Here is a 21,363-nt window from a genome sequence, read left to right on the forward strand (position 1 = left end):
AGCAATGAGACACAGGAAGAAATTTAATCATTTAAGCAGAAAATCAGCTCACAGAAAAGCAATGTTGACGAATATGGCTATTTCTTTAATTGAGCATAAAAGAATAAAAACAACTGTTGCAAAAGCAAAAGCTTTAAGAGTGTTTGTTGAACCTTTAATTAACAGAACAAAAGACGATACAACACATTCCAGAAGAATGGTATTCAGAAAACTGCAAAATAAAAATGCTGTTACTGAATTATTCCGAGAAGTTTCACAAAAAGTTGCCGACAGAAAAGGAGGTTATACTCGAATCTTAAAAATGGGAAACAGATTAGGTGATAATGCTGAAATGTGTATAATAGAATTAGTTGATTATAATGAAAATTATTTCTCTGAAAAAACAGCAAAATCAACGAAAAAAAGAACTCGTAGAGGTAAAGCAAAAGATACTTCAAAAACTGTTGAAACAAATAAGCAAGAAGAAAAAGTTGAAGATACAATAGTTGAAGAAAAACAAGAAGAAAAGAAAACAGAAGACGTAAAATCGGAAAACAAGGTTGAAGATAAAACAGAAGAAATTAAAGAAGATGATACAGAAGAAAAAGAATAATTATTCTGTTAAATTTTAAAAAAAAGAGAGTCTTGTTTGACTCTCTTTTTTTATTTTTGTATTATTGTGAAAGATTAAAATAATGAAAAGACTAAAAATAGTTACTGTTTTGATGTTTTGTGCATTTTATATTAATGCTCAGGATTTTTCAGGCTATAAAAATGCGGAAATTATTAATAACGAAAAGTACAATATAAAAACAGACACTTTTTTTTCTGTTACACATTCTCTAAGTCAAAATATAAATACAGGAACATCTGTTTCATGCAACGCCAACGGAATACATTATGAAAACTCCTACTATCGTGTTTTTGATTTATATAACTACTTTAACTTAAACAGTGATTGGAGTGTACAGCAAGTTGAAGTCGGAATAGCAATAGCAGAGAGCGGAACAGGAACAACACAACCTGCAGAGCTAAGGCTTTATGTTATGTCAGAATATAACGGTAATTCTGTTACACTTGACAGTCTGCATCTTCAAAGAAATATTTCTTTTGATATAAATAATAATGAATCCGGTACAATTAAAAGTATTTCGGTTAATCCGGCTGTTTCTGTTCCTTTCGGAACTGTGCTTGTTGCAGAAGTTTTTATTCCTGACGGTCAAGAAGATAACAATATGCTTTTTATCGGTTCAAATAATGAAGGACAAACAGATAATACCTATATCAGAGCACCGCAATGCGGAGTAGAAAATCCCGTTAATCTCGAAGAAATCGGATACGGTGATATGCATTTGGTAATGAATGTTATAGGTGCATATAATGCAGCTGTTCCTGAAGTTTTGTCATTTAATATTGAAGGTCAACTTTTGACAACAGAAATAATCAATGAGCCTGATTATACTATAAAAGTTGTTATGCCTGCTGATACATCTTTAAAAGCATTAGCTCCGGAAATTAGTGTCCCGCTCGGATTTTATATTTCACCGCAAAGCGGAGTAATTGTAGATTTCTCATCAGGTCCGGTTGAATACTTTGTTACAAATGAATATACAAAGGTAATTCGGTCTTGGTTTGCATCAGTAAAAAATGCAGGACCTGATATTATTGATGTAGCAATTCCGAATCAAAACGGAGAAACAATTATTGATTCAATAAACTATCAAATAACAGTTCCTGTTCCTTTCGGTACCGATTTAACAAATATTGCACCTGCAATTACAATTTATGACGGGTTTATAATTAATCCCGAAGCAGGAACTTCTCAAGACTTTTCAACAGCACCTGTTATTTATACTGTTTCACATGAAACCTTACCTTTAACGCAGGATTGGGAAATTGCCGTGATTGAAGCTGCCTCGAGTGATATTGATATAATAAACAGCGAATTTAAGGTATATCCTAATCCGGCAAAAGATTTTATTCAGATAACAGGCCCGGGAAGTATTAAAATTGAGTTTTATAATATATCGGGTAAACAATTTCTGTCTTCAAATAAAAAGAAGATTAATATTTCAAATATTCCAAACGGAATTTATTTGTTGAAAATACAAACTTCAGAAGGTCAAATAATAAAAAAAATATCGGTTATTAAGTAGTTTAATTTTTCCAATTCACACTTTTAACAAAAAAAGAAAAAATACCCGTAAAAGCAATATAAAAAGGATAAAATATAACTAATATCGGGAAAAATACTAAAAGTTTCTTTTGTTTAAAAAAAACAGCCGTTAAATACAGAATAATAAAATCAATCAACATTTTCAAAATAAATACGGAAATAAACACCGTAAAAAAACCGCTGTTAAAAAAAGAACCGATAAACAAACCGACAATTAAAAGGTTTATAAATAACACAATAAAAGAACTCAAAATTGTATCAAAATCAGTATAAGATTTGCTCTTTGATGCCCACCTTATTCTTTGTTTAAAAAAAGATTTTAAAGAATTTTCAGCTTCAGTATTTACAACTGCATTGTTTGATTTTAAATAATAAATATCTTTACGGTATTTCTTTTTAATATTATGCAGCAAAAAAACATCGTCACCGGATGCTTCTTTATTATTTAATACATCTTCAAATTCAAAAAATACATCTTTTTCAAATGCTAAATTTGCACCGTTACACATTATCGGATGCTTTATTCCTGCAGCTCCTGCTGTTGAACCCGTAAGACTCAGAAATTCTAACGATTGAATTCTTTGAAAAAAACTGTTTCCGGTCATTAAAACAGGAGCAATTATCATTTTAGGATTATTTTCTGAATAGAAAAAAAACAGTTCTTCTAACCAATTCGGTTGATGATTACAATCAGCATCACTGGTTACAATTAATTCTCCTTTTGCATGAGAAATACCTTCTTTAATAGCTTCCTTTTTTCCTTTTTGAGAAGTTGTCAGAGATATTAAGCTAAAATGATTGATGTCTTTGATTAATCTTTTAACAATTTGTTCAGAATCATCACTTGAATGGTCATTAATAAATAATATCTCAAAATAGACTGTATTTAAGCTTTGATTTTGAAGGTTTTTAATTAAACTCGGTAATTTTTTTTCTTCATTTTTGAACGGAATAATAACTGATAAATACGTTTTATATTCATTTATTATATTATTCTTACTTCTGTTATATACTTCTTGTTTATTAAAACCATATATATATATTATAATTTGTAAGCCATAAAAAAGACAAACTATCATACTTAATATTATAAAACTGTACATAAAATATTGTTTTTTAATAGAGAATATAATATATTTAATAGTCTCAAAAGTATAAATTTATATGATAATGAAGAATGGCAATTTTTAAAATATTCAATAGTCTTTTATCGGAGTAGTTATAAAGACTTAATTTAATATACAGTAACTTTTTCATGCTATAAAATACACCGCCCTTTTTTTGTAGTATTCCATTTAATGTTACTTTTGCAAGATTGCAAAAAATAATTTTTGAAAGTAAAAAAATATAGAATATACATTTAAATTAATTTAATATGGCAGACATGAAAAGAGTCTATACCTTCGGAAATAAAAAAGCTGAAGGAAAAACAGAAATGAAAAATCTTCTCGGCGGAAAAGGTGCAAATCTTGCCGAAATGAATCTAGTCGGTGTTCCGGTACCTCCCGGATTTACGATTACAACTGAAGTTTGTACAGAGTACAATCAAGTAGGTCAAGACAAAACGGTTGAATTAATAAAAAAAGAAGTTGAAGCAGCTGTAAAATATGTTGAAAAAATAATGGGAACAGAGTTCGGTTCTAAAGAAAATCCACTTTTACTTTCTGTAAGATCAGGTGCAAGAGTTTCAATGCCCGGTATGATGAACACAGTTCTTAACTTGGGTCTTAACGACAAAGCTGTTGAAGGAATTGCAAAAAAAACAGGGAATGCTCGTTTTGCTTGGGATTCATATCGTCGGTTTGTTCAAATGTACGGAGATGTTGTTCTCGGTATGGAACCTGAATCAAAAGAAGATATTGATCCGTTTGAAGAAATAATGGAAAAACTTCAAGAAGAAAAAGGATATGAATCAGATCTTGATTTTACGGTTGAAGATTTTAAAATACTTGTTACTCAATTTAAAGACGCTGTTAAGAAAAAAACAGGACACAGTTTCCCTGATGATCCGTGGGAACAACTTTGGGGTTCTGTTATGGCTGTTTTTGACAGTTGGAATACAGACAGAGCAATCTATTACAGAAGAATGAACAAAATTCCGGAAGAGTGGGGGACAGCAGTAAATGTTCAAGCTATGGTTTATGGTAATATGGGTAAAAACTCAGCAACCGGTGTTGCTTTTACGCGTGATGCCGGAACAGGAGAGAATATTTTCACAGGAGAATATTTAATTGATGCTCAAGGCGAAGATGTTGTTGCAGGTGTAAGAACTCCTCAACAAATTACTTTAGAAGGTTCAAAAAGATGGGCAAAATTAGCTAATGTTACAGAAGAAGACAGAGCTGCGAATTTTCCTTCATTAGAAGAAGTAATGCCTGAGAGATATAAAGAATTAGATGACATTCAAAATAAATTAGAACAACATTATTCAGATATGCAAGATTTAGAGTTCACCATTCAAGACGGTAAACTTTGGTTATTGCAAACACGAGGCGGGAAACGTACCGGAGCTGCAATGATTAGAATTGCAATAGACATGGTACAAGAAGGAATGATTGACGAAAAAGAAGCAATTATGCGCCAAGAACCTGAAAAATTAGATGAATTATTACACCCCGTTTTCGATAAAGCTGCAATGGCTGCTGCCGAAGTTCAAGCAAAAGGATTACCGGCATCTCCCGGAGCTGCAACGGGTCAACTTGTCTTCTTTGCCGATGAAGCCGAAAAATACGAAAACACAATTCTTGCTCGTATCGAAACTTCTCCTGAAGATTTAGAAGGAATGAACATTGCAAACGGCATCTTAACTGCAAAAGGCGGTATGACATCTCATGCTGCTGTTGTTGCTCGCGGAATGGGAAAATGCTGTGTGTCAGGTGCCGGCTCAATAAAAATTGACTATAAAGCACGAACAATGCAAACCGAAGGCAAAACTTACAAAGAAGGCGATTGGATTTCTTTAAACGGCTCAGAAGGTGTTGTTTATGACGGTAAAATTGCAACAATTAAACCCGAAGTCGGCGGTGATTTTGCAAAAATCATGGAACTTGCCGATAAATATGCACGTATGTATGTTCGCACAAATGCTGACACACCTCACGACTCGGAAGTTGCTCGCGGTTTTGGAGCAAAAGGTATCGGACTGACAAGGACAGAACACATGTTCTTTGACGGAGAAAAAATTGTTGCTATGCGTAAAATGATTCTTGCAAAAGACGAAGCCGGACGTATTGAAGCACTTGACAAATTACTTCCTATCCAAAGAACAGATTTTGAAGGCATATTTGAAGCAATGCAAGATCTTCCGGTAACGGTTCGTTTACTTGACCCGCCGTTGCATGAGTTTGTTCCTCACGATACAAAAGGACAGCAAGAAATGGCTGACGAAATGGGCGTTTCCATTGATGTTATCAAAGCAAAAGTAGATAGCTTGCACGAATCTAATCCAATGCTCGGACACAGAGGTTGCCGTCTCGGAAATACATATCCGGAAATTACAATCATGCAAACTCGTGCAATAATCGAAGCTGCTCTTAACCTTAAAAAGAAAGGTATTGCTGCACATCCGGAAATTATGATTCCTTTAACAGGAACTTATGCCGAAATGAAAATGCAGGAAGATATTGTAAGAGATACAATCAAAAAGATTTTTGCTGAATACAATGATACTATCGAACATCTCGTCGGAACAATGATTGAAATTCCTCGTGCAGCATTAACTGCCGACGAAATTGCTAAATCAGCAGAATTTTTCTCATTCGGAACTAATGATTTAACTCAAATGGCATTCGGTTATTCTCGTGATGATACAGGTGTGTTCATGCCGGTTTATCTTAAAAAAGGTATCTTAAAAAATGATCCTTTTGAAGTGTTAGACCAAGAAGGCGTAGGACAACTTGTTAAAATGGCTGTTGAAAAAGGTCGTCAAACTCGTCCGAACATCAAACTCGGAATTTGCGGCGAACACGGCGGCGAACCATCATCAGTAGAATTCTGCCACAGAGTAGGATTAGACTATGTCAGTTGTTCACCATACCGCGTGCCTATTGCAAGACTTGCAGCTGCACAAGCAACTATCAGAGAAGAAATATAACAAGTATTTCTGTAACTATTTAAAATGCTCCGATTATTTTAATTAATAAAAGGAGCATTTTAAATTATATGAATTAAATTTTACTTTTCAGCTTTTGTGAGATGATAAATCTAAATGTAATGTGCTTAATAACATGAATATATTTTTAGAGCTGCAAATGCAATATTATTTTTTTGATAACTAAAAAGAATACAAAGCGTATAAAATATAACAAATACCGGAATAAACAGTTGTTATCAATTTAGTATAAAGAATTTATTATAAAATAATTGCCAAAATAATTTTTTAAAATTGAAAACATTCTTAATTTTGCGTAAAATGTGAATATAATATTAACAGTTTAATTAATAGAATTATGAAGAAATCAATAATTATTCTTTCATCACTTTTTATTGCAGCTGCAATATTTACCGGATGTAACCCATTAAGTAAAATGGTAAAAAAAGCCGGAGAAGTCGATTACAAAACAACTCCAAACCCATTGGAAATGCACGCAGGTAAAGTTCCGATTGATGTGAAAGTTACTTTCCCCGCAAAATATTTCGGTAAAACCGTTAAATTAGTGATTACCCCTTCATTGGTTGCTGATGATAATACAACTAATGTTGTTAATTTCACCACACAAACGATAATCGGTGAAAAATTTGAAGATAATTATACGCAAATCAGTTATAAGGAAGGAGGAACTTTCTCGTTTCAAGACACTATTGATTATGACTCAAAATTCAGAGCTTCCGATTTAAAATTGAGTTTCCAAATTTCTACTCAAAAAGGTAAATCTGCTAATGTAACAGAAGTAAAACTTTGTGACGGTATTATTACAACACCTGAATTAGTTGACGGAGGAATGACCATTGACGGTAATCTTAAAAGAGGAACAGTTTTAGGACAAACAGTTATGGTTCCTATAACTAAGCCTGAAGTAAGATTAGAAACAGAAGTTGCAAAATTGTATTTTGATCTTCAAAAATCTAATATTAAAAGAAACGAATTAAGAAAAGAAGAAATTTCTAATTTGAAAACTTCAATTAAGAATGCTTCAACAGATCCTGATAAAGAGTTAAAATCTATTAAAATTGCAAGTTATGCTTCTCCTGACGGACCGCAAGACCTAAATGAAAAGTTAGTTGCAGAAAGAGGAAAAAATTCTAAAAATGCTTTCAGCAAAGAGCTTTCAAAAGAAGAAATTGAAGAAATTGATAATACAGAGTTTGTAATGACGGAAACAACTCCTATTGAAGACTGGGAAGGTTTCAAAAAAGCAGTTGAAGCTTCTGATATGGAAGATAAGGCATTAGTCCTTAGGGTTTTAAGTATGTATTCAGACCCTGATACAAGAGAAGGCGAAATTAAAAAATTAGCTGCAGTATATGATAATTTAAGAAAAGACATACTTCCTATGTTAAGGCGTTCTGAAATTAAATTTGAATATCAAGGAAGAGCAAAAACTGACAGCGAGTTAAAAACAATGATTTCTTCAAATCCAAGCGGTTTACAACAAGAAGAAATGATTTATGCTGCATCAATAAGCGAATGTTCAAATAAGGAAGAAGCATATAAAACTTACACATCAAATTATCCTGATGATTGGAGAGGGTGGAACAATTTAGCTTGTGTACAGGCAAAACACGGAAAATTATCAGACGCAAAAACTAACTTTGAGAAAGTTTTATCTAAAAAAGGTGACAATCCTGCAGCATTAAATAATTTAGGAGTTCTTGCATTAGCAGAAGGTGACCTTGACGCAGCTTGGGATTATTTTGAAAGAGCAGAAAACGCAGGTTGTAAATCTCCGAATTTAAAATATAACAAAGGTGTTATTTTAATAAAAAGAGCTAAATACAACGAAGCTGTTGCAAGTTTTGCAAGTGATTCGTTTAATAAAGCATTAGCTGAAACTTTAGCAGGTGAAAATGAAACTGCAATAAGCACTTTAGATAACTTAGGAAGCAGCGAATATGGTTTATTCTATTATTTAAAAGCTGTAACTGCTGCAAAAGCAAACAAAGTTGATGATGTTATTGAAAATTTAAGAATTGCAATATCGAAAGAAAGCACTTTAAAAGAATATGCTAAAAAAGATGTTGAATTTATGAATTTTATTGATAACTCAGCATTCAGAGGTGTTATTGAATAATAATTGATAAATAAAAAATCTTCATAAAGAAACTCTCACAAAATGTGAGAGTTTTTTTGTGTCAAAAACACCATTACATATACTGCAAAAATGTCAGCAAAACTGAAACGGCATATTGTTTGAAAATTGAATTCAACAAATGATTTTAAATATTATATAAGATGAAAAAAGGAAAAATAAATGTTACGGGCGAAGATATATTCCCGATAATTAAAAAGTTTTTGTATTCCGACCATGAAATATTTCTTCGCGAATTGATTTCAAATGCTGTTGATGCTACCCAAAAGTTGAAAATTCTTGTATCAAAAGGAGATTATAAAGATGAGCTGGGAGATTTAACTATTCGTGTTAAAGCTGACAAAAAAGCAGGAACATTAACTTTTTCAGATTCAGGAATAGGAATGACAGGCGAGGAAGTTAATAAATACATTAACCAAATTGCTTTTTCCGGTGCTGAAGAGTTTATGGAAAAATATAAAGATGATACTAATGCTATTATAGGGCATTTCGGACTTGGTTTTTATTCTTCTTTTATGGTTGCCGATAAAGTTGAAATAAGAACAAAATCATACAAAAAAGACGAAAAAGCTGTAAAATGGGAATGTGACGGAAGTCCCAATTTTAAATTAGAGGAAATTGAAAAAGAAAGCAGAGGAACCGATATAATATTACATATTGATGATGACTCAAAAGAGTTTCTGGAAGACAGCAAAATTAATGAACTCCTTAATAAGTATTGTAAGTTCTTACCGGTAGAAATTGCATTCGGGAAAGAGAAAGAATGGAAAGACGATAAACATGTTGATACGGATAAAGATAAAATAATTAATAATACAGCTCCGGCTTGGACAAAAAAACCCGGAGACTTGAAAGATGAAGATTATAAAAGCTTTTACAAAGAACTTTATCCGATGACTTTTGACGATCCTTTGTTTAATATTCATCTTAATGTTGATTATCCGTTCAATTTAACCGGGATTTTATACTTCCCTAAGTTTACGGGAAATTTAGAGTTGCAAAAAAATAAAATCCAACTTTATCAGCGGCAAGTGTTTGTTACTGACTCCGTTGAGGGGATTGTGCCTGAATTTTTGACATTACTCCACGGTGTTTTGGATTCTCCCGATATTCCTTTGAATGTTTCAAGAAGTTATTTACAAAGTGACAGAAATGTTAAAAAAATATCAAGTCATATTACCAAAAAAGTTGCCGACAGATTAAAAGAAATTTTTAATGACCAAAGAGAAGACTTCGAGAAAAAATGGAATGATTTGAAGGTTTTCATCGAATACGGAATGTTAAGTGATGAGAAGTTTCAAGAAAAGGCAATGAAGTTCTTTTTACTTAATAATACCGAAGGCAAGTATTTTACATTTGAAGAATATGAAGAACTTGTAAAACCTAACCAAACAGATAAAGATAATACCGTAATTTATCTTTACACAACAGATCCTGTAGGGCAATACAGTTTTATAGAGGAAGCAAAACAAAAAGGTTATGACGTACTTGTAATGGACGGTCAGCTTGATGCACATTTTATTAATACGATAGAACCAAAGCTTGAAGGCAAACGTTTTTCTCGTGTTGATGCAGATGTAATTGAGAAATTAATAGCAAAAGAAGACGGCTTTGAATCAAAATTAAGTTCAGAGGATGAATCTAATTTAACTGCGGTATTTCAAAGTCAAATTCCGAAAGATGCAACTTATTTGGTCAGTTTTGAGGCGTTATCCGAAAAATCAAATCCTACTTTGATTACGCAAAATGAATTTATGAGAAGGATGAAAGATATGTCAAAGCTCGGAGGTGAAGCAGGATATTACGGAAACTTACCCGACAGCTATAATCTTATTGTTAACTCAAACCATGATTTGATTACGGGGTTAAAAGATAAAATGTATGAGTCAATAGGTTCTGAGATTAAAGAAGCAGATAAATCATTGAGTAAAGTTAAAAATGATATTGAGGCTTTAGACAAATTACAAAAAGGGAAAAAAGACGAAGAAATTACGCAAGAAGAAAAAGATAAAAGAGAGGAATTGAATAAAAAAACTTCTGAAATTGAAGAAAGTAAGCGAAAAATACTCTCTAAATTCGGAGAAGACCATAAAATTGTTAAGCAATTAGTAGATTTAGGATTGCTTGCAAATAATATGCTTAAAGGAGAATCTTTAAATAAGTTTGTAAAAAGAAGTGTTGAGATGATAGATAAAGTATAAACTTCTTTTCTCTAATTTTTTGAAAGTCGAATTTAATAAATTCGGCTTTTTTTACGCAAATTTGTTAGAAATTAATACATACTTACTTCTTTTATTTCATAATTATAAAAAAATTGGAAGATTTATATATTTTATTTGTATATTTGAAACTTAAATATTTTAAATAAATTTCTGTAATGGAAAGTATTTATACTGAGAAAACAAAAAAAACACCCTTAATAAACTTGAACCTTGAAGGAAATGTTTTTCAAATAAAAGGTCCCTCTTTTTCGGAAGATACAGTAGAAGTATATAAGCCGGTTATTGAATGGATTGATAAAACCATACCTTTGCTTGATAAAGAGTTGAATTGTGAGTTGTATTTTACAATACTTAACAGTGCATCACACAAAAAAATATTTCAGATTTTAATTAAGCTTAATACGTTTATGGATGACGGAAAGAAAATAAATGTTAAATGGTATTATGATGAGGACGATGAGGACATAATGGAAATGGGTGAAGATTTAATTGAATTAATAAACTTGCCTTTCGAACTTATTGCCGTAAAACATTAAATAACAAGCTGTAATATAAAGTAAGAAGTTTTCGAATTTATTCTTTTAAATACGTGGTTAATATTACTCCTGTTTTTTAATTTCATATCTATTAAACTTAAATCAGGTCTTTCGGTTAGGTCATATAAAAAGAAATGTGCTAAGTAATCTTTTATTTTAATTAAACTGCCGGTTTCGGTATTATTAATAATGTTTATTTTGTTTTTTAGAATTAAAGCTTTATCGTTTAAAATAAGGTTTCCTGCCGTTAAAAATAATTTGTTATTTCTTTTGCTTAATAAAAACACACCTCTGCTGTTATGCGGAACGGCACTTTCATCTTGATGAAACTCATCTGCAAAATTAATTATATTTCGAAGCATATTAACCGTTAAATCAAATACTCTCTTTTTTATTTCTTGTCCGCCTATTGAATGTGACTCAATAATCGGAAGTATGCTTTCAAGATTTTCAAATGCAAAAGAACCGTTAAAGTTTAAAAGAATATTTTCTTTATTTAATAAGCTGTGAAATTTTGAAATTCGCTTAAGAGAAACTAACTCATTAACAGATTCTTTTTCAGGCTCCTCCGTGATTATTAAACGAATTTGAAAGTAATAATAAGAATATGTATCATCTATTTTTTTAAATTCAAAGTTAAAACGTCCGTTTGTTCTTCTCGCCATTGTAATAATCCCGAGACCGCCTCCGCCTTTTTCACTGATTACTCCGTCTAATAGTATTTTATGGTATTCTTTTTTAAGTTCTTCCGGAGTAAAACCCTTAATTTTAGTTAAGTAATCTTTTAATTTCTTAATGTTATTATTTTCAACAACATTTGCTGTGGTAATATATATGGAATCTTTTGTTTTCTGAATTACGAATAAACTTTCTGAGTAAAAATTGTCATCAGGTGCATCATGATGTCTGATAACATTTTGTAAAGATTCAATTAATAAATATGAAATTCGTTTTCTGCTGCTGTATGCATCCTTGTCATTTACAAATTTTGCATCAGTCAAATTTAAAATATTGGCAGTAATGTTTTCCGAAAAGTTACCTCTGTAAACATATTCAATATAATCTTCATCAACCGATTTGGTCATTTCATAGGCTAAATCAATTTGCTTGAGATTTTCATTCTCGTCAACTATTAAATTATCGGTGTTTTTATTTTCTGACATAAGTGTTTTATTTTCATACTAAATACTTATTCTTTGATAAGTTGTCCGTTTAAGTATTTATTTTTTTTTATAAGTTCTCCCGAATTATTATAAACTTTCCAAATACCGGTTTTACTGTCATTTAAATATTTTCCTTCTTCGGAAATAGTTCCGTTCTCATGAAAAAATTGCCATTTCCCTTCTGCATTTCCGTTTTTAAATAAACCCTTTTGTTTGAGTTTTCCGTTTTGGTAATATATTTTCCATAACCCGTCAAATTGTCCGCCTAAATATTCACCTGCTGAAAATAAATTACTGTCAGGATAGAAGGATTCCCATTTTCCGACTCTTAAATCTTGAAAATAGCCTCCTGCTTCTGCAAGAGCTCCGTTTGTGTGGTATGAATTGTATGTTCCGTTTAAAAGCCCGTTTGAATAATGATATTTTGCACTCAACGTTTTATCTTTATAATAAGCGTAAAAGTTTCCGTTCAGTTTTCCGTCTTTATAAAAACATTTTCTTTGTAAATTGCCGGATTTATAATATACATACAAAGTATCAATGTATAAATCTCCTTTTTTTATTCCTTTATAATTCAACTCCCCTGTGTCGTAATATGCCTCCCAATATCCGTCAATATTATTATTTTTGTATGTAATTACTTCTTCTTTTGTTCCGTTTTCTCTGAATTTTTCAACTCTGCCGTTTAATATGCCGTTTGTATATTTTCCGGATATTTTAATTTTTCCGGTTTTATAATAAGTTATAATTAAACCGTCGGGATATCCATTTTTGTATCTGCCGACTTGTTTAAGTTTTCCGTTTTCAAAATAATGTTTAAATTCTCCGGTTTTTTTGCTGTTTTCAAATGTAATTTCAGATTTTAAATTTCCGCCTGGATAATATACTTTCCAAAGACCGTTAAGAAGGTTGTTCTCAAATTTACCTTCTTGCATTTTATTTCCGTTTTTATAGAAATAAGTATATGCTCCGGTTTTAAATGTGTCACTTTCGGTAACAATAGCATAATATTCTTCTTTAACGCAGTTAATTGTATCAGAATAATATGTTTTAGTTAAACTTTGTCCGAAAACAATTGAAGGTAACATAAAAGAATAAAACAACAGTATTGTTAACAGCTTATTTATCACTATTTTCTTTTTGGGGAAGTATTATCAATGTTTCTTTAAGTCTTGTTCCTTTTAACGTGGTATTTATCCCGTAATCTAACAGTACTGCAAAGGAGTATTCTCCGGGCGGCAATGTTTTTGGTAACGAAAATTGCACTTCTCTGTTATATCCGGGAAATGATTTAACATTAATGGGGTCAAATTCAATTTCTTCTCCCGAATTTAAATCAGATGCAATAAAGATTATTTTACAGTCCTCAATTACGGTACCGTTGTTTTCAATTGTTGCAGAAAAAATACGTTCTTCGCTTTCTGAATCTTTCTTTTCTTGTAAATATTTTATTGACATATCAGATTTTGCACCCGAAACTGAAGTTCTGAATATTTGTACGGCAATTCTGCCGCTTAAATGTACACCGGCACCTATTCCGGACTTATCAGCATCAAAACTGGTTTTCACATTAACTGTTTGGATGTACATCATACACCATTTGGTAGAGTAATCATCCCCCGGAGCTAACATTGTTATTTTCAACTCTATTTTTTCGTTTGGATTTACATCAAAAAAGTTTTTTTCCGGTGTTATCCATTCTGTACAGGAATTTTTTGATGAATTCCTTTTCATTATTTCTTTATTCCCGTCACTGTTTAAAACAAAATCTGCAAATGATATTGTAAATGATGTCTTAAAATTAGAATGATTTTTTATTGTAAAAACCTTGGTCTGTGATTCTCCCGGATCAATGCTGAAATTGAAAATAGCAGGACCGACTTCAAAATCTTGAGCATAAACTTCAAGAATAAAGAAACTTAATAAAAAAGATATTAAAAATCTAATCTTATACATTTTTTGGCATTTATGTAAAAAAAAATTACTTTTAGATTTTCAAATTTAGAAAAAAAAAATTAATTTACATAACTATTAAAACCATTTAAAAAAGGAACATCAAAAGTTAATGCTTCACTTCGCTGATAATCAGAAGAATATTAGCAGGGCTATTGTTCGTTTATGGTAGTTATATTTTATTAAATTATTCAGGATTATGATCAATTTTAAACATAATACTGTTTATGTGATAATATTTTTATTATTTTCTGTAAACATAAATACTTTTGCTCAACTTTCAGAAAAAGAAGAAAAGATACTTGAGGGTTTTTTAGAATCTGCAAAAAAGTTTTTAAAGAATGAGGAAACAAATAAGGCTGCTAATCAATATTATAAAGCAGGAATTCTTTGTTTTGAAAGAAATGAAAACTTAAAAGCTATACCTTACCTTAAAGAAGCTGCAAAAATACACGGAAAAAATAAAGAGTATGACAAAGTAATGAAGATATACAGTAATTTAGGTTTGCTCTATGCCAATATCAGCGAATATGATAAATCATTGCTTTACTTCCAAAATAGCTTAAAGATAAGAAAGAACTTAGGTAATCAGGCACAAATTTCATCCGGCTTATTAGATTTAGCTTATGTTTTGTCAATTCAGCAGAAATACAAAGACGCAATTATTAATGTAATTAAAGCACTTGAAATTGCAAGTGATATTCAAGACTCAAGGTTAATGCTCATTAGTTACAGAATGTTGGCTGAAAATTATCAACAAATAGGAAATGAGCAAAAAGCAGCTGAATATCTTGATAAATATGCTTCATACAGGCAACATTTTGAAAAAACAAAAACAGAGGAACAAGTTAGTGAAGTACGGATTAAATCAATTGCAGAATTAAGCATTAAAGATGCAGAAGCACGTGCAAAACAACTTGAACTCGAACTTATTAAAAAGAATAAAGAACTTGCAGAGGATACATTGTCCAGAAAACTAAAAGCAAGAGAAGATTCGTTGGCTATTGTACAATATAAAATAAAACAAGACAGTGTTGCAATAGAATTATTAGAGAAAGATAAAGAACTAACAAAAATACAAAGGAAACAAGATAAAGCAGACCAACGGTTTTACGTTATTGTCGGAGTAAGTATTATAGTTTTTATAGCATTAATAGTTATCGGTTTAATGTTTAATATAAGAAGAAGAAAAAAACATAATTTACTTCTGGCAAAAACTAATAAATTAATTGCAGAACAAAACAAAAATATCGAATTAAAAAATGAAGAACTGACTAATGCATTTTTAAAAATAGAAGAACAAAATAAAGATATAAATTCCAGTATTGATTATGCTGTTAATATTCAAAAGTCACTGTTGCCGAAACAAGAGAACTTAACCAAATATTTTGCAGATTCCTTTATTTTGTTTAAACCGAGAGATAAAGTAAGTGGTGATTTCTATTGGTTTAAAGATGCCGTAATAAATCGGAAAGGAGAAAAGCCGATGAAAAAGTTTTTTGTTTCAGCAATTGATTGTACCGGGCATGGTGTTCCCGGAGCATTCTTGTCCATGATGAGTTTTAACTTGTTAGATGATATTGTTGAACAAAAAAGAATACACAAACCCGGAGAAATTTTGGATGAGTTGCATAACGGTGTTAGAAAGACCCTAAGACAAGCAGACACAAAAAACCGAGACGGAATGGATATGGCTTTATGTAGTTATTGTCCTGAAACAAATATTCTTGAATTTGCAGGTGCAAAAAATCCGATGATTTATATGAAAGACGGGAAAATGCACAGAGTTAAAGGGAATGTTAAACCTATAGGAGGGATTATTTATGACAGAAGTGAAGTAAAAAGGTTTACTAATAACACATTTGAAATTGACAGCCCTACAACGGTTTATATATTTTCGGACGGATTTGCCGATCAAACAGGAGAAGAAACAAACCGAAAATTAATGACTAAATTTTTTAGAGGTTTATTGATGGAAATTCATCAAAAACCTATGTCTGAACAAAGAGATATTTTGAGTCTTTTTTTAAAAAAATGGCAAGGAAAAACAGACCAAATAGATGATATTCTTGTTATAGGTTTTAAGATTTATCCAAATAAAATTTGAGAATTGAATAAAATATATATACCTTTATAAATTAATTACACTTTTAAAAAATATTCTTTAACCAAAAAATTAAACATCATGAAAAAGTTAACTATTTCTTTTTTAGCAATAATCCTTTCATTAGGTGTTGCATTTTCACAACCTGTTTCAGATATGGGAATTATTCCCGTCGGCGTTACACTAAACTCAATTTTAAGGCTTAATGTCACAAGCGGAGGAAATTTAGAATATTCAATTAATACAATGAGTCAATACACCTCAGGTGTAGCAGCAGGAGCACCTTATATAACAACTTTTACGGTTGCATCTTCTGTTGATTTTAATGTTGATATGTATGCTGATGCAGCTACTTTTACCGGGGTTGATCAAAGTGTCACACCTAATACTATGTTAATAGATAATTTAGGTTATGAGATGGCTGTGACACCGGGAGCAACAGGAGTTGATGCTACAGACTGGAATTTGATTGCAGCTGTTCAGGGTATGTTAGTTTCCCCGGGAGCAACAATTATTGCAGGAATTAACGGTGCTTCTGCGGGAGATATTACCCAGAATGATTTTACAATAAATTGGAGATTCGGAACAATGGAAGGATCAATGAATGCCGGTACTCTATTGTCACAAGATTTATCTTCGGACAGATATGTTGTAAATGTAGCAATCTTATTGTCGCCCATGTAAAAAACAGAATTACTTTAATTATTTAAAGTTTTTGTTTTATTACTTATTATTTCATTTTTTCAATTTTGGAAAAGTTATATGTGCCTATGAGAAAGATTGTATTTACATTCTTGTTAATAGCTATGGTATTAGCTCTTAAAAGTCAGAATACAACATCTCGATTATCAATGGTCAGTGAAGGAGAAACACTCTTTTTTAATTTTAACTCTTTCGAGAAGTATCGTAATGGAATGAGCCTTAGCACAATTGCTACGGTTTATTTCATTGATACTACAAATGTAGGAGTTCAAACAGCTTTACTTTGGGAGTTAGATGTAAAAGCTTCTACGGCTAATATTGTCGGGGACTATGGTAACACTTTACCCCTAAGCACAATAGAAATAGAAGTTTCCGGAAACGATGTTACTGCTCTTTATAACGGTCCGTTGGCATTAACAAATGTTGACAATGTTCATTTAGTTCAAAACGGAGCTCAAACCCCCGGAAGTTTTACGACATTAACATTGACTTATCATGTAGGCACTACAACGCCTTTATTGGGAGAAAAACCCGATTATTATTTTGTAGACATATTATACACTCTGCAACCTCAATAATAAAGGATTGAAATATCAGTAATCTATCTGTTTCGGTATTAAGTATTCGGAGGCTAAGTTTATTGACACTAACATCTTATATGACTACATTATATAAATATTTGCTATTTATATTTTTTATATTCTTTTTTAATATTCTTATTAAAGGTCAAATTGCTTTAGATAAAGGAGACATTGAAGTAAGATTTTTAAAAGATAAAGTTGAGATTATTCCCGGTAAATCATTTTTTAATGTTCTGCTTATTAAAAATACTACAAATGAGGATAAAAGCTTTAACCTAAAATTAAATACACCAAAAGGCTGGGAGGTAATCGGAGATTCATACGAAAAAATAAACTTGCCGCCTTTGGGAAATATTAAACTTCCTGTAAGAGTTACAGTAAATAATAATGCAAAAGGCGGAGTAGGATATGTTATTGTTGCTACAATTACAGACGAAACGGGTTCTATATACGATACAGAATACAGTTTCCTGAATATCCCCATAAAATCACAAATTAATATAAAAACTGCCAGACGTTCAAGATATTTTGACCAAAAAGATTTAAAATCATCTTTTTCATTAATACTTGAAAACAGAGGGAATATTGATGAAATTGTTAATATTACTGCTAAACCGGACATTTCACTACTTGTTGAAGACCAAAATATATTTGTTGAAAATGTTATGGTTGAAGCCGGAACTACAAAAACGGTTATGTTTGATGTTCAATTAAAGAACAATGTTGATGTTGAGAAATTCAAAGTTCATAAAATAAAACTAAATGTTAGTGCAAACGATACCGTTATATCAAAAATGCTTTGGTTTAATTATTTAGACTGGAAATATGTAAATGAATATCCAAACTATAATTTACCTCTCAGAATAGAATTAACCGCATTTAATATATTCAGCAATACAAATGCAAAATACAGAGGATCAATTACCGGTAAAATTCTGTTAAAAAAAAGGAGAGAAGTTACATATTCTTTTGAGAATATGAATAAAGACCCTAGTACAAATAATATTTATATAAACAGCAGAGCATTAGTAAGTATAAAAACCCCTAAAACAACAATCTTTCTCGGAGATTATACAGGCAACGTGGAACAAACTATGTACGGAAGAGGTTTATTTGTTTCACAGAAAATTAATAAGTTTGGTACTATAAATGCAGTTTACACTCAAAGATTTCCTGTAATAAAAGATAATTATGGTTTGTATTATACTCATAATTTCAAAAAAGCATTGACTCTTGAATTAGGAGGAGCTTATACTGACGACAGAGGAATCAATATAAGCTCAAAATCCGGTTACGGAAAGTTAAATACAAGACTGTTTAATAAATCAAGGCTGTCAATGTTATACGGAATAAGCGAAACAGATGACAGCAGGGTTAATGCCGGATTAATAAACGGGTGGGGCTATAGGCTGGATTTTTCTCTTGATTTAAATAAAATCGACTTTAAAATATATAGCCAATATGGTTCTCCTACTTATTCCGGCTACACTAAAGGACGAAATGATACAAGAGCATATTTATTTATTCCGATTTCTGATAAATCTATGATAAATACATTTTACTCTTATTTGTCATATACTCCTTATTATGTACAAAACGGAGAGCTTTTTTATAACAGATTTACTGATTATCAGCAATTAAGACTTATTTATTTTCGGCAATCAGTTAATAATGTACAACTTTTCGGAGGTGCTAATATTGATCAACAAAGAACAAATAATCTTACTTCTATTTCTGATGATATTCCTTTTTCATCAATAAGTTTGAAAGGTGAATTAGGTATAAAAGTTTATGACAGCTTTTCTCAAAGAACTTTTTCCCTCACAGGAAAGTTTGGTTATACAAATGTTTACAGGTATTCTGAATATTATAATGATATTTATATGGGCAATACCCTTAGTGAACGAACATACCCTGTTTCCGAAATAACATTTAATTATAAACAAAAACATATCGGTCTGCATATGATATATTATAACGGACCTTACAATATAACACAACAATTCTCTTATTTGTATTTTTCTAACTTTTCTAAGTCACTAAATATAATGCCTTCTTATGAGAATGACTTTTTTAAGAGAAGGCTTAAATTAGTTATAAGAAGCTCATATATTAATGATCTTATTGCAAAAAACAGCAGAATAAACATAATGAGTAGTGTTATGTGGCATGCAAAAAAAGGCTGGGATTTTAGGTTTGTAAACACAACTTCATACCAAAACACTACATCAAGCTCAGATGTTGCAAGTGTAACAAGTTCGTATTCAACAACGTATTTTGAAATTGGAATAATTAAATCATTTCATTTCAATCAACCTCGTTTAAAATATTATAACTATAAAGCCGTATTTTATAAAGATTTGAATGGCAACCGAATACATGATGCCAATGAACCCGGGGTTGAAAAAGTATTAGCCGATATCCAAAGAAGCAACCGAGAAGCTGATGCCGCAGATGTAAATTATAATGGCGAATTTATTACAAATGAACTGTTTACCAATCAAGAAGGTTCCATAGAATATATTAACATGGCAGAAGGCAGCTACACTATAAAATATTCACCGAAAGATATGAATCTGGGAACTTTTGAAACAGATGAGGTAAAGAAAAACTTCACAATCAACAGTGATACGGTTATGCATATCCCTTTTCTTGAAAGAAATAAACTTTTCGGCAGAGTCAGTTTAAACAGAACCAAACATTCTGCTTTGGGAGAAATACCTATTGATAACATAAAAATAATTGTTGAGGGAGACAATAAAACCTATACATCATTGACGGATAAAGAAGGTAATTTTGAATTATATATCCCTGTTTCAGATTATTATAAAGTAAAAATAAATAATATATTTTATGAACATTTTAATCTCAGACAAGAATATTATATTGTAAAATTCAACGGTTATAAACAATTCGAGCTAAGTTTTGATTTCGATGAAAAAGACAGAAAAATTGCTTTTGACGAAAGCGACTTTTTAATTGATGATGATGACGTTGCAGATAATGATTTTTCGTTTGAAGATATTAAAGTTATTAAACAAACAAATCTCAGAGGAATAGTAAAAGATGCTAATTCATTAATCCCTATTCATGCAACAGTTTCAATACACAATATTAATACACACGATTTAATTTCAGAAACAGCATCAAGTAAAAGAACCGGAGTTTATTTTACATCTTTCTTTGCAGGAAAAGATTATAATATTAAGGCAACTTCAAAAGGCTACTGGACATATAAAGCCAATTTAAATATTCAACAGGTTACGACTTTTGAGAACATTACACACGATATTTTATTAAAGAAAATTGTAATTGACGAAGAAATTAAAACAGATAATCTTAGTTTTAAACCCGAAAACGCAGAATTATCGCCTCTTGCTATGGCAGAACTAGACAATATGTTGTCAATATTATTCTTAAACCCTGATATTCATATTGAAATTTCCGGACATACTGATAATATGGAAGCTTTACTTGTTAACCCTATTGAATTATCAAAAATAAGAGCTTCATCTGTTGCATCATATCTTGTTAAAAACGGGCTTGATGAAGCAAGAATGAAAATCAGAGCAATGGGAAACTCTTCTCCGCGAACCCAAGACGACTCTGATGCTGGCAGAGCAAGAAACAGAAGGGTTGAAATAAGAGTCGCTGCGTTCTAAATATTTTATAAAATGTTTTATAAAATTTGTTTTTTTT

At 31.1% G+C, this 21,363-nt stretch carries 14 protein-coding genes; 10 read left to right on the forward strand and 4 right to left on the reverse strand.

Going from position 1 to position 21,363, the window contains the following annotated elements; all coding sequences use genetic code 11:
- Positions 1-4: 4 nt before the first annotated feature.
- Positions 5-592 (forward strand): 50S ribosomal protein L17, encoded by a 588-nt coding sequence (rplQ, locus tag L3J35_07925; GenBank protein MCF6366115.1) that lies wholly within the window; start codon positions 5-7, stop codon positions 590-592.
- A gap of 82 nt (positions 593-674) precedes the next feature.
- Positions 675-2,135: a T9SS type A sorting domain-containing protein gene (locus tag L3J35_07930; GenBank protein MCF6366116.1), complete on the forward strand. Its 1,461-nt coding sequence runs from the start codon at positions 675-677 to the stop codon at positions 2,133-2,135.
- A 1-nt stretch (position 2,136) separates the two neighbouring features.
- Here the strand turns inward: L3J35_07930 and L3J35_07935 are convergent, their stop codons facing one another.
- Positions 2,137-3,258: a glycosyltransferase gene (locus tag L3J35_07935; protein ID MCF6366117.1), complete on the reverse strand. Its 1,122-nt coding sequence runs from the start codon at positions 3,256-3,258 to the stop codon at positions 2,137-2,139.
- Positions 3,259-3,539: 281 nt separating this feature from the next.
- Here L3J35_07935 and ppdK point away from each other — a divergent pair, with 281 nt between their 5' ends.
- The 4 genes from ppdK to L3J35_07955 all read left to right on the forward strand — a co-directional run bounded on the left by ppdK (position 3,540) and on the right by L3J35_07955 (position 11,161).
- Positions 3,540-6,248, forward strand: coding sequence for a pyruvate, phosphate dikinase (gene ppdK / locus L3J35_07940; protein ID MCF6366118.1), 2,709 nt, complete (start codon positions 3,540-3,542; stop codon positions 6,246-6,248).
- 355 nt (positions 6,249-6,603) lie between these two features.
- Positions 6,604-8,385: a hypothetical protein gene (locus tag L3J35_07945; protein ID MCF6366119.1), complete on the forward strand. Its 1,782-nt coding sequence runs from the start codon at positions 6,604-6,606 to the stop codon at positions 8,383-8,385.
- A gap of 161 nt (positions 8,386-8,546) precedes the next feature.
- Entirely contained in the window at positions 8,547-10,604 is a 2,058-nt protein-coding gene (gene htpG / locus L3J35_07950) for a molecular chaperone HtpG (protein MCF6366120.1), read from the forward strand.
- 176 nt (positions 10,605-10,780) lie between these two features.
- Positions 10,781-11,161 carry a DUF1987 domain-containing protein gene (locus L3J35_07955; protein ID MCF6366121.1) on the forward strand — a complete coding sequence of 127 codons (381 nt, stop codon included), beginning with the start codon at positions 10,781-10,783 and terminating at the stop codon, positions 11,159-11,161.
- Here L3J35_07955 and L3J35_07960 read toward each other — a convergent pair.
- From L3J35_07960 to L3J35_07970, 3 genes are read right to left on the reverse strand one after another with little or no spacing between them, the layout of a single operon-like run.
- Positions 11,158-12,324 carry a SiaB family protein kinase gene (locus L3J35_07960; GenBank protein MCF6366122.1) on the reverse strand — a complete coding sequence of 389 codons (1,167 nt, stop codon included), beginning with the start codon at positions 12,322-12,324 and terminating at the stop codon, positions 11,158-11,160. The two genes, L3J35_07955 and L3J35_07960, sit on opposite strands and share 4 nt — an antisense overlap.
- Positions 12,325-12,350: 26 nt before the next feature.
- On the reverse strand, positions 12,351-13,454 hold the full coding sequence (locus L3J35_07965; GenBank protein MCF6366123.1) for a toxin-antitoxin system YwqK family antitoxin: 1,104 nt from the start codon (positions 13,452-13,454) through the stop codon (positions 12,351-12,353).
- Complete coding sequence (locus L3J35_07970; protein MCF6366124.1) at positions 13,444-14,280, reverse strand: hypothetical protein; 837 nt, start codon at positions 14,278-14,280, stop codon at positions 13,444-13,446. Before L3J35_07970 ends, L3J35_07965 begins: the two co-directional genes overlap by 11 nt.
- Before the next feature lie 196 nt (positions 14,281-14,476).
- Between L3J35_07970 and L3J35_07975 the strand changes: the two genes are divergently transcribed.
- From L3J35_07975 to L3J35_07990, 4 genes are all read left to right on the forward strand, one after another.
- Positions 14,477-16,384 (forward strand): tetratricopeptide repeat protein, encoded by a 1,908-nt coding sequence (locus L3J35_07975; protein ID MCF6366125.1) that lies wholly within the window; start codon positions 14,477-14,479, stop codon positions 16,382-16,384.
- A gap of 78 nt (positions 16,385-16,462) precedes the next feature.
- A complete protein-coding gene (locus tag L3J35_07980; protein ID MCF6366126.1) occupies positions 16,463-17,065 on the forward strand; it encodes a hypothetical protein in 603 nt (200 codons plus the stop codon).
- An 86-nt stretch (positions 17,066-17,151) separates the two neighbouring features.
- Positions 17,152-17,661, forward strand: a complete 510-nt coding sequence (locus tag L3J35_07985; GenBank protein MCF6366127.1) for a hypothetical protein — start codon at positions 17,152-17,154, stop codon at positions 17,659-17,661.
- An 80-nt stretch (positions 17,662-17,741) separates the two neighbouring features.
- On the forward strand, positions 17,742-21,326 hold the full coding sequence (locus L3J35_07990) for an OmpA family protein (protein MCF6366128.1): 3,585 nt from the start codon (positions 17,742-17,744) through the stop codon (positions 21,324-21,326).
- Positions 21,327-21,363: the final 37 nt, after the last annotated feature.

The sequence above is a fragment of the Bacteroidales bacterium genome (genome assembly GCA_021648725.1).
In the GTDB taxonomy this organism is placed as follows: domain Bacteria; phylum Bacteroidota; class Bacteroidia; order Bacteroidales; family JAADGE01; genus JAADGE01.

What these genes read in the sequence shown, in the direction of transcription:
- L3J35_07990 (MCF6366128.1), top strand. Translation starts at nt 17,742, where the DNA reads ATGACTACATTATATAAATATTTGCTATTTATATTTTTTATATTCTTT.
- rplQ (MCF6366115.1), top strand. Translation starts at nt 5, where the DNA reads ATGAGACACAGGAAGAAATTTAATCATTTAAGCAGAAAATCAGCTCAC.
- L3J35_07955 (MCF6366121.1), top strand. Translation starts at nt 10,781, where the DNA reads ATGGAAAGTATTTATACTGAGAAAACAAAAAAAACACCCTTAATAAAC.
- L3J35_07985 (MCF6366127.1), top strand. Translation starts at nt 17,152, where the DNA reads ATGAGAAAGATTGTATTTACATTCTTGTTAATAGCTATGGTATTAGCT.
- L3J35_07945 (MCF6366119.1), top strand. Translation starts at nt 6,604, where the DNA reads ATGAAGAAATCAATAATTATTCTTTCATCACTTTTTATTGCAGCTGCA.
- ppdK (MCF6366118.1), top strand. Translation starts at nt 3,540, where the DNA reads ATGAAAAGAGTCTATACCTTCGGAAATAAAAAAGCTGAAGGAAAAACA.
- L3J35_07980 (MCF6366126.1), top strand. Translation starts at nt 16,463, where the DNA reads ATGAAAAAGTTAACTATTTCTTTTTTAGCAATAATCCTTTCATTAGGT.
- L3J35_07975 (MCF6366125.1), top strand. Translation starts at nt 14,477, where the DNA reads ATGATCAATTTTAAACATAATACTGTTTATGTGATAATATTTTTATTA.
- L3J35_07930 (MCF6366116.1), top strand. Translation starts at nt 675, where the DNA reads ATGAAAAGACTAAAAATAGTTACTGTTTTGATGTTTTGTGCATTTTAT.
- htpG (MCF6366120.1), top strand. Translation starts at nt 8,547, where the DNA reads ATGAAAAAAGGAAAAATAAATGTTACGGGCGAAGATATATTCCCGATA.
- L3J35_07970 (MCF6366124.1), bottom strand. Translation starts at nt 14,280, where the DNA reads ATGTATAAGATTAGATTTTTAATATCTTTTTTATTAAGTTTCTTTATT.
- L3J35_07935 (MCF6366117.1), bottom strand. Translation starts at nt 3,258, where the DNA reads ATGTACAGTTTTATAATATTAAGTATGATAGTTTGTCTTTTTTATGGC.
- L3J35_07960 (MCF6366122.1), bottom strand. Translation starts at nt 12,324, where the DNA reads ATGTCAGAAAATAAAAACACCGATAATTTAATAGTTGACGAGAATGAA.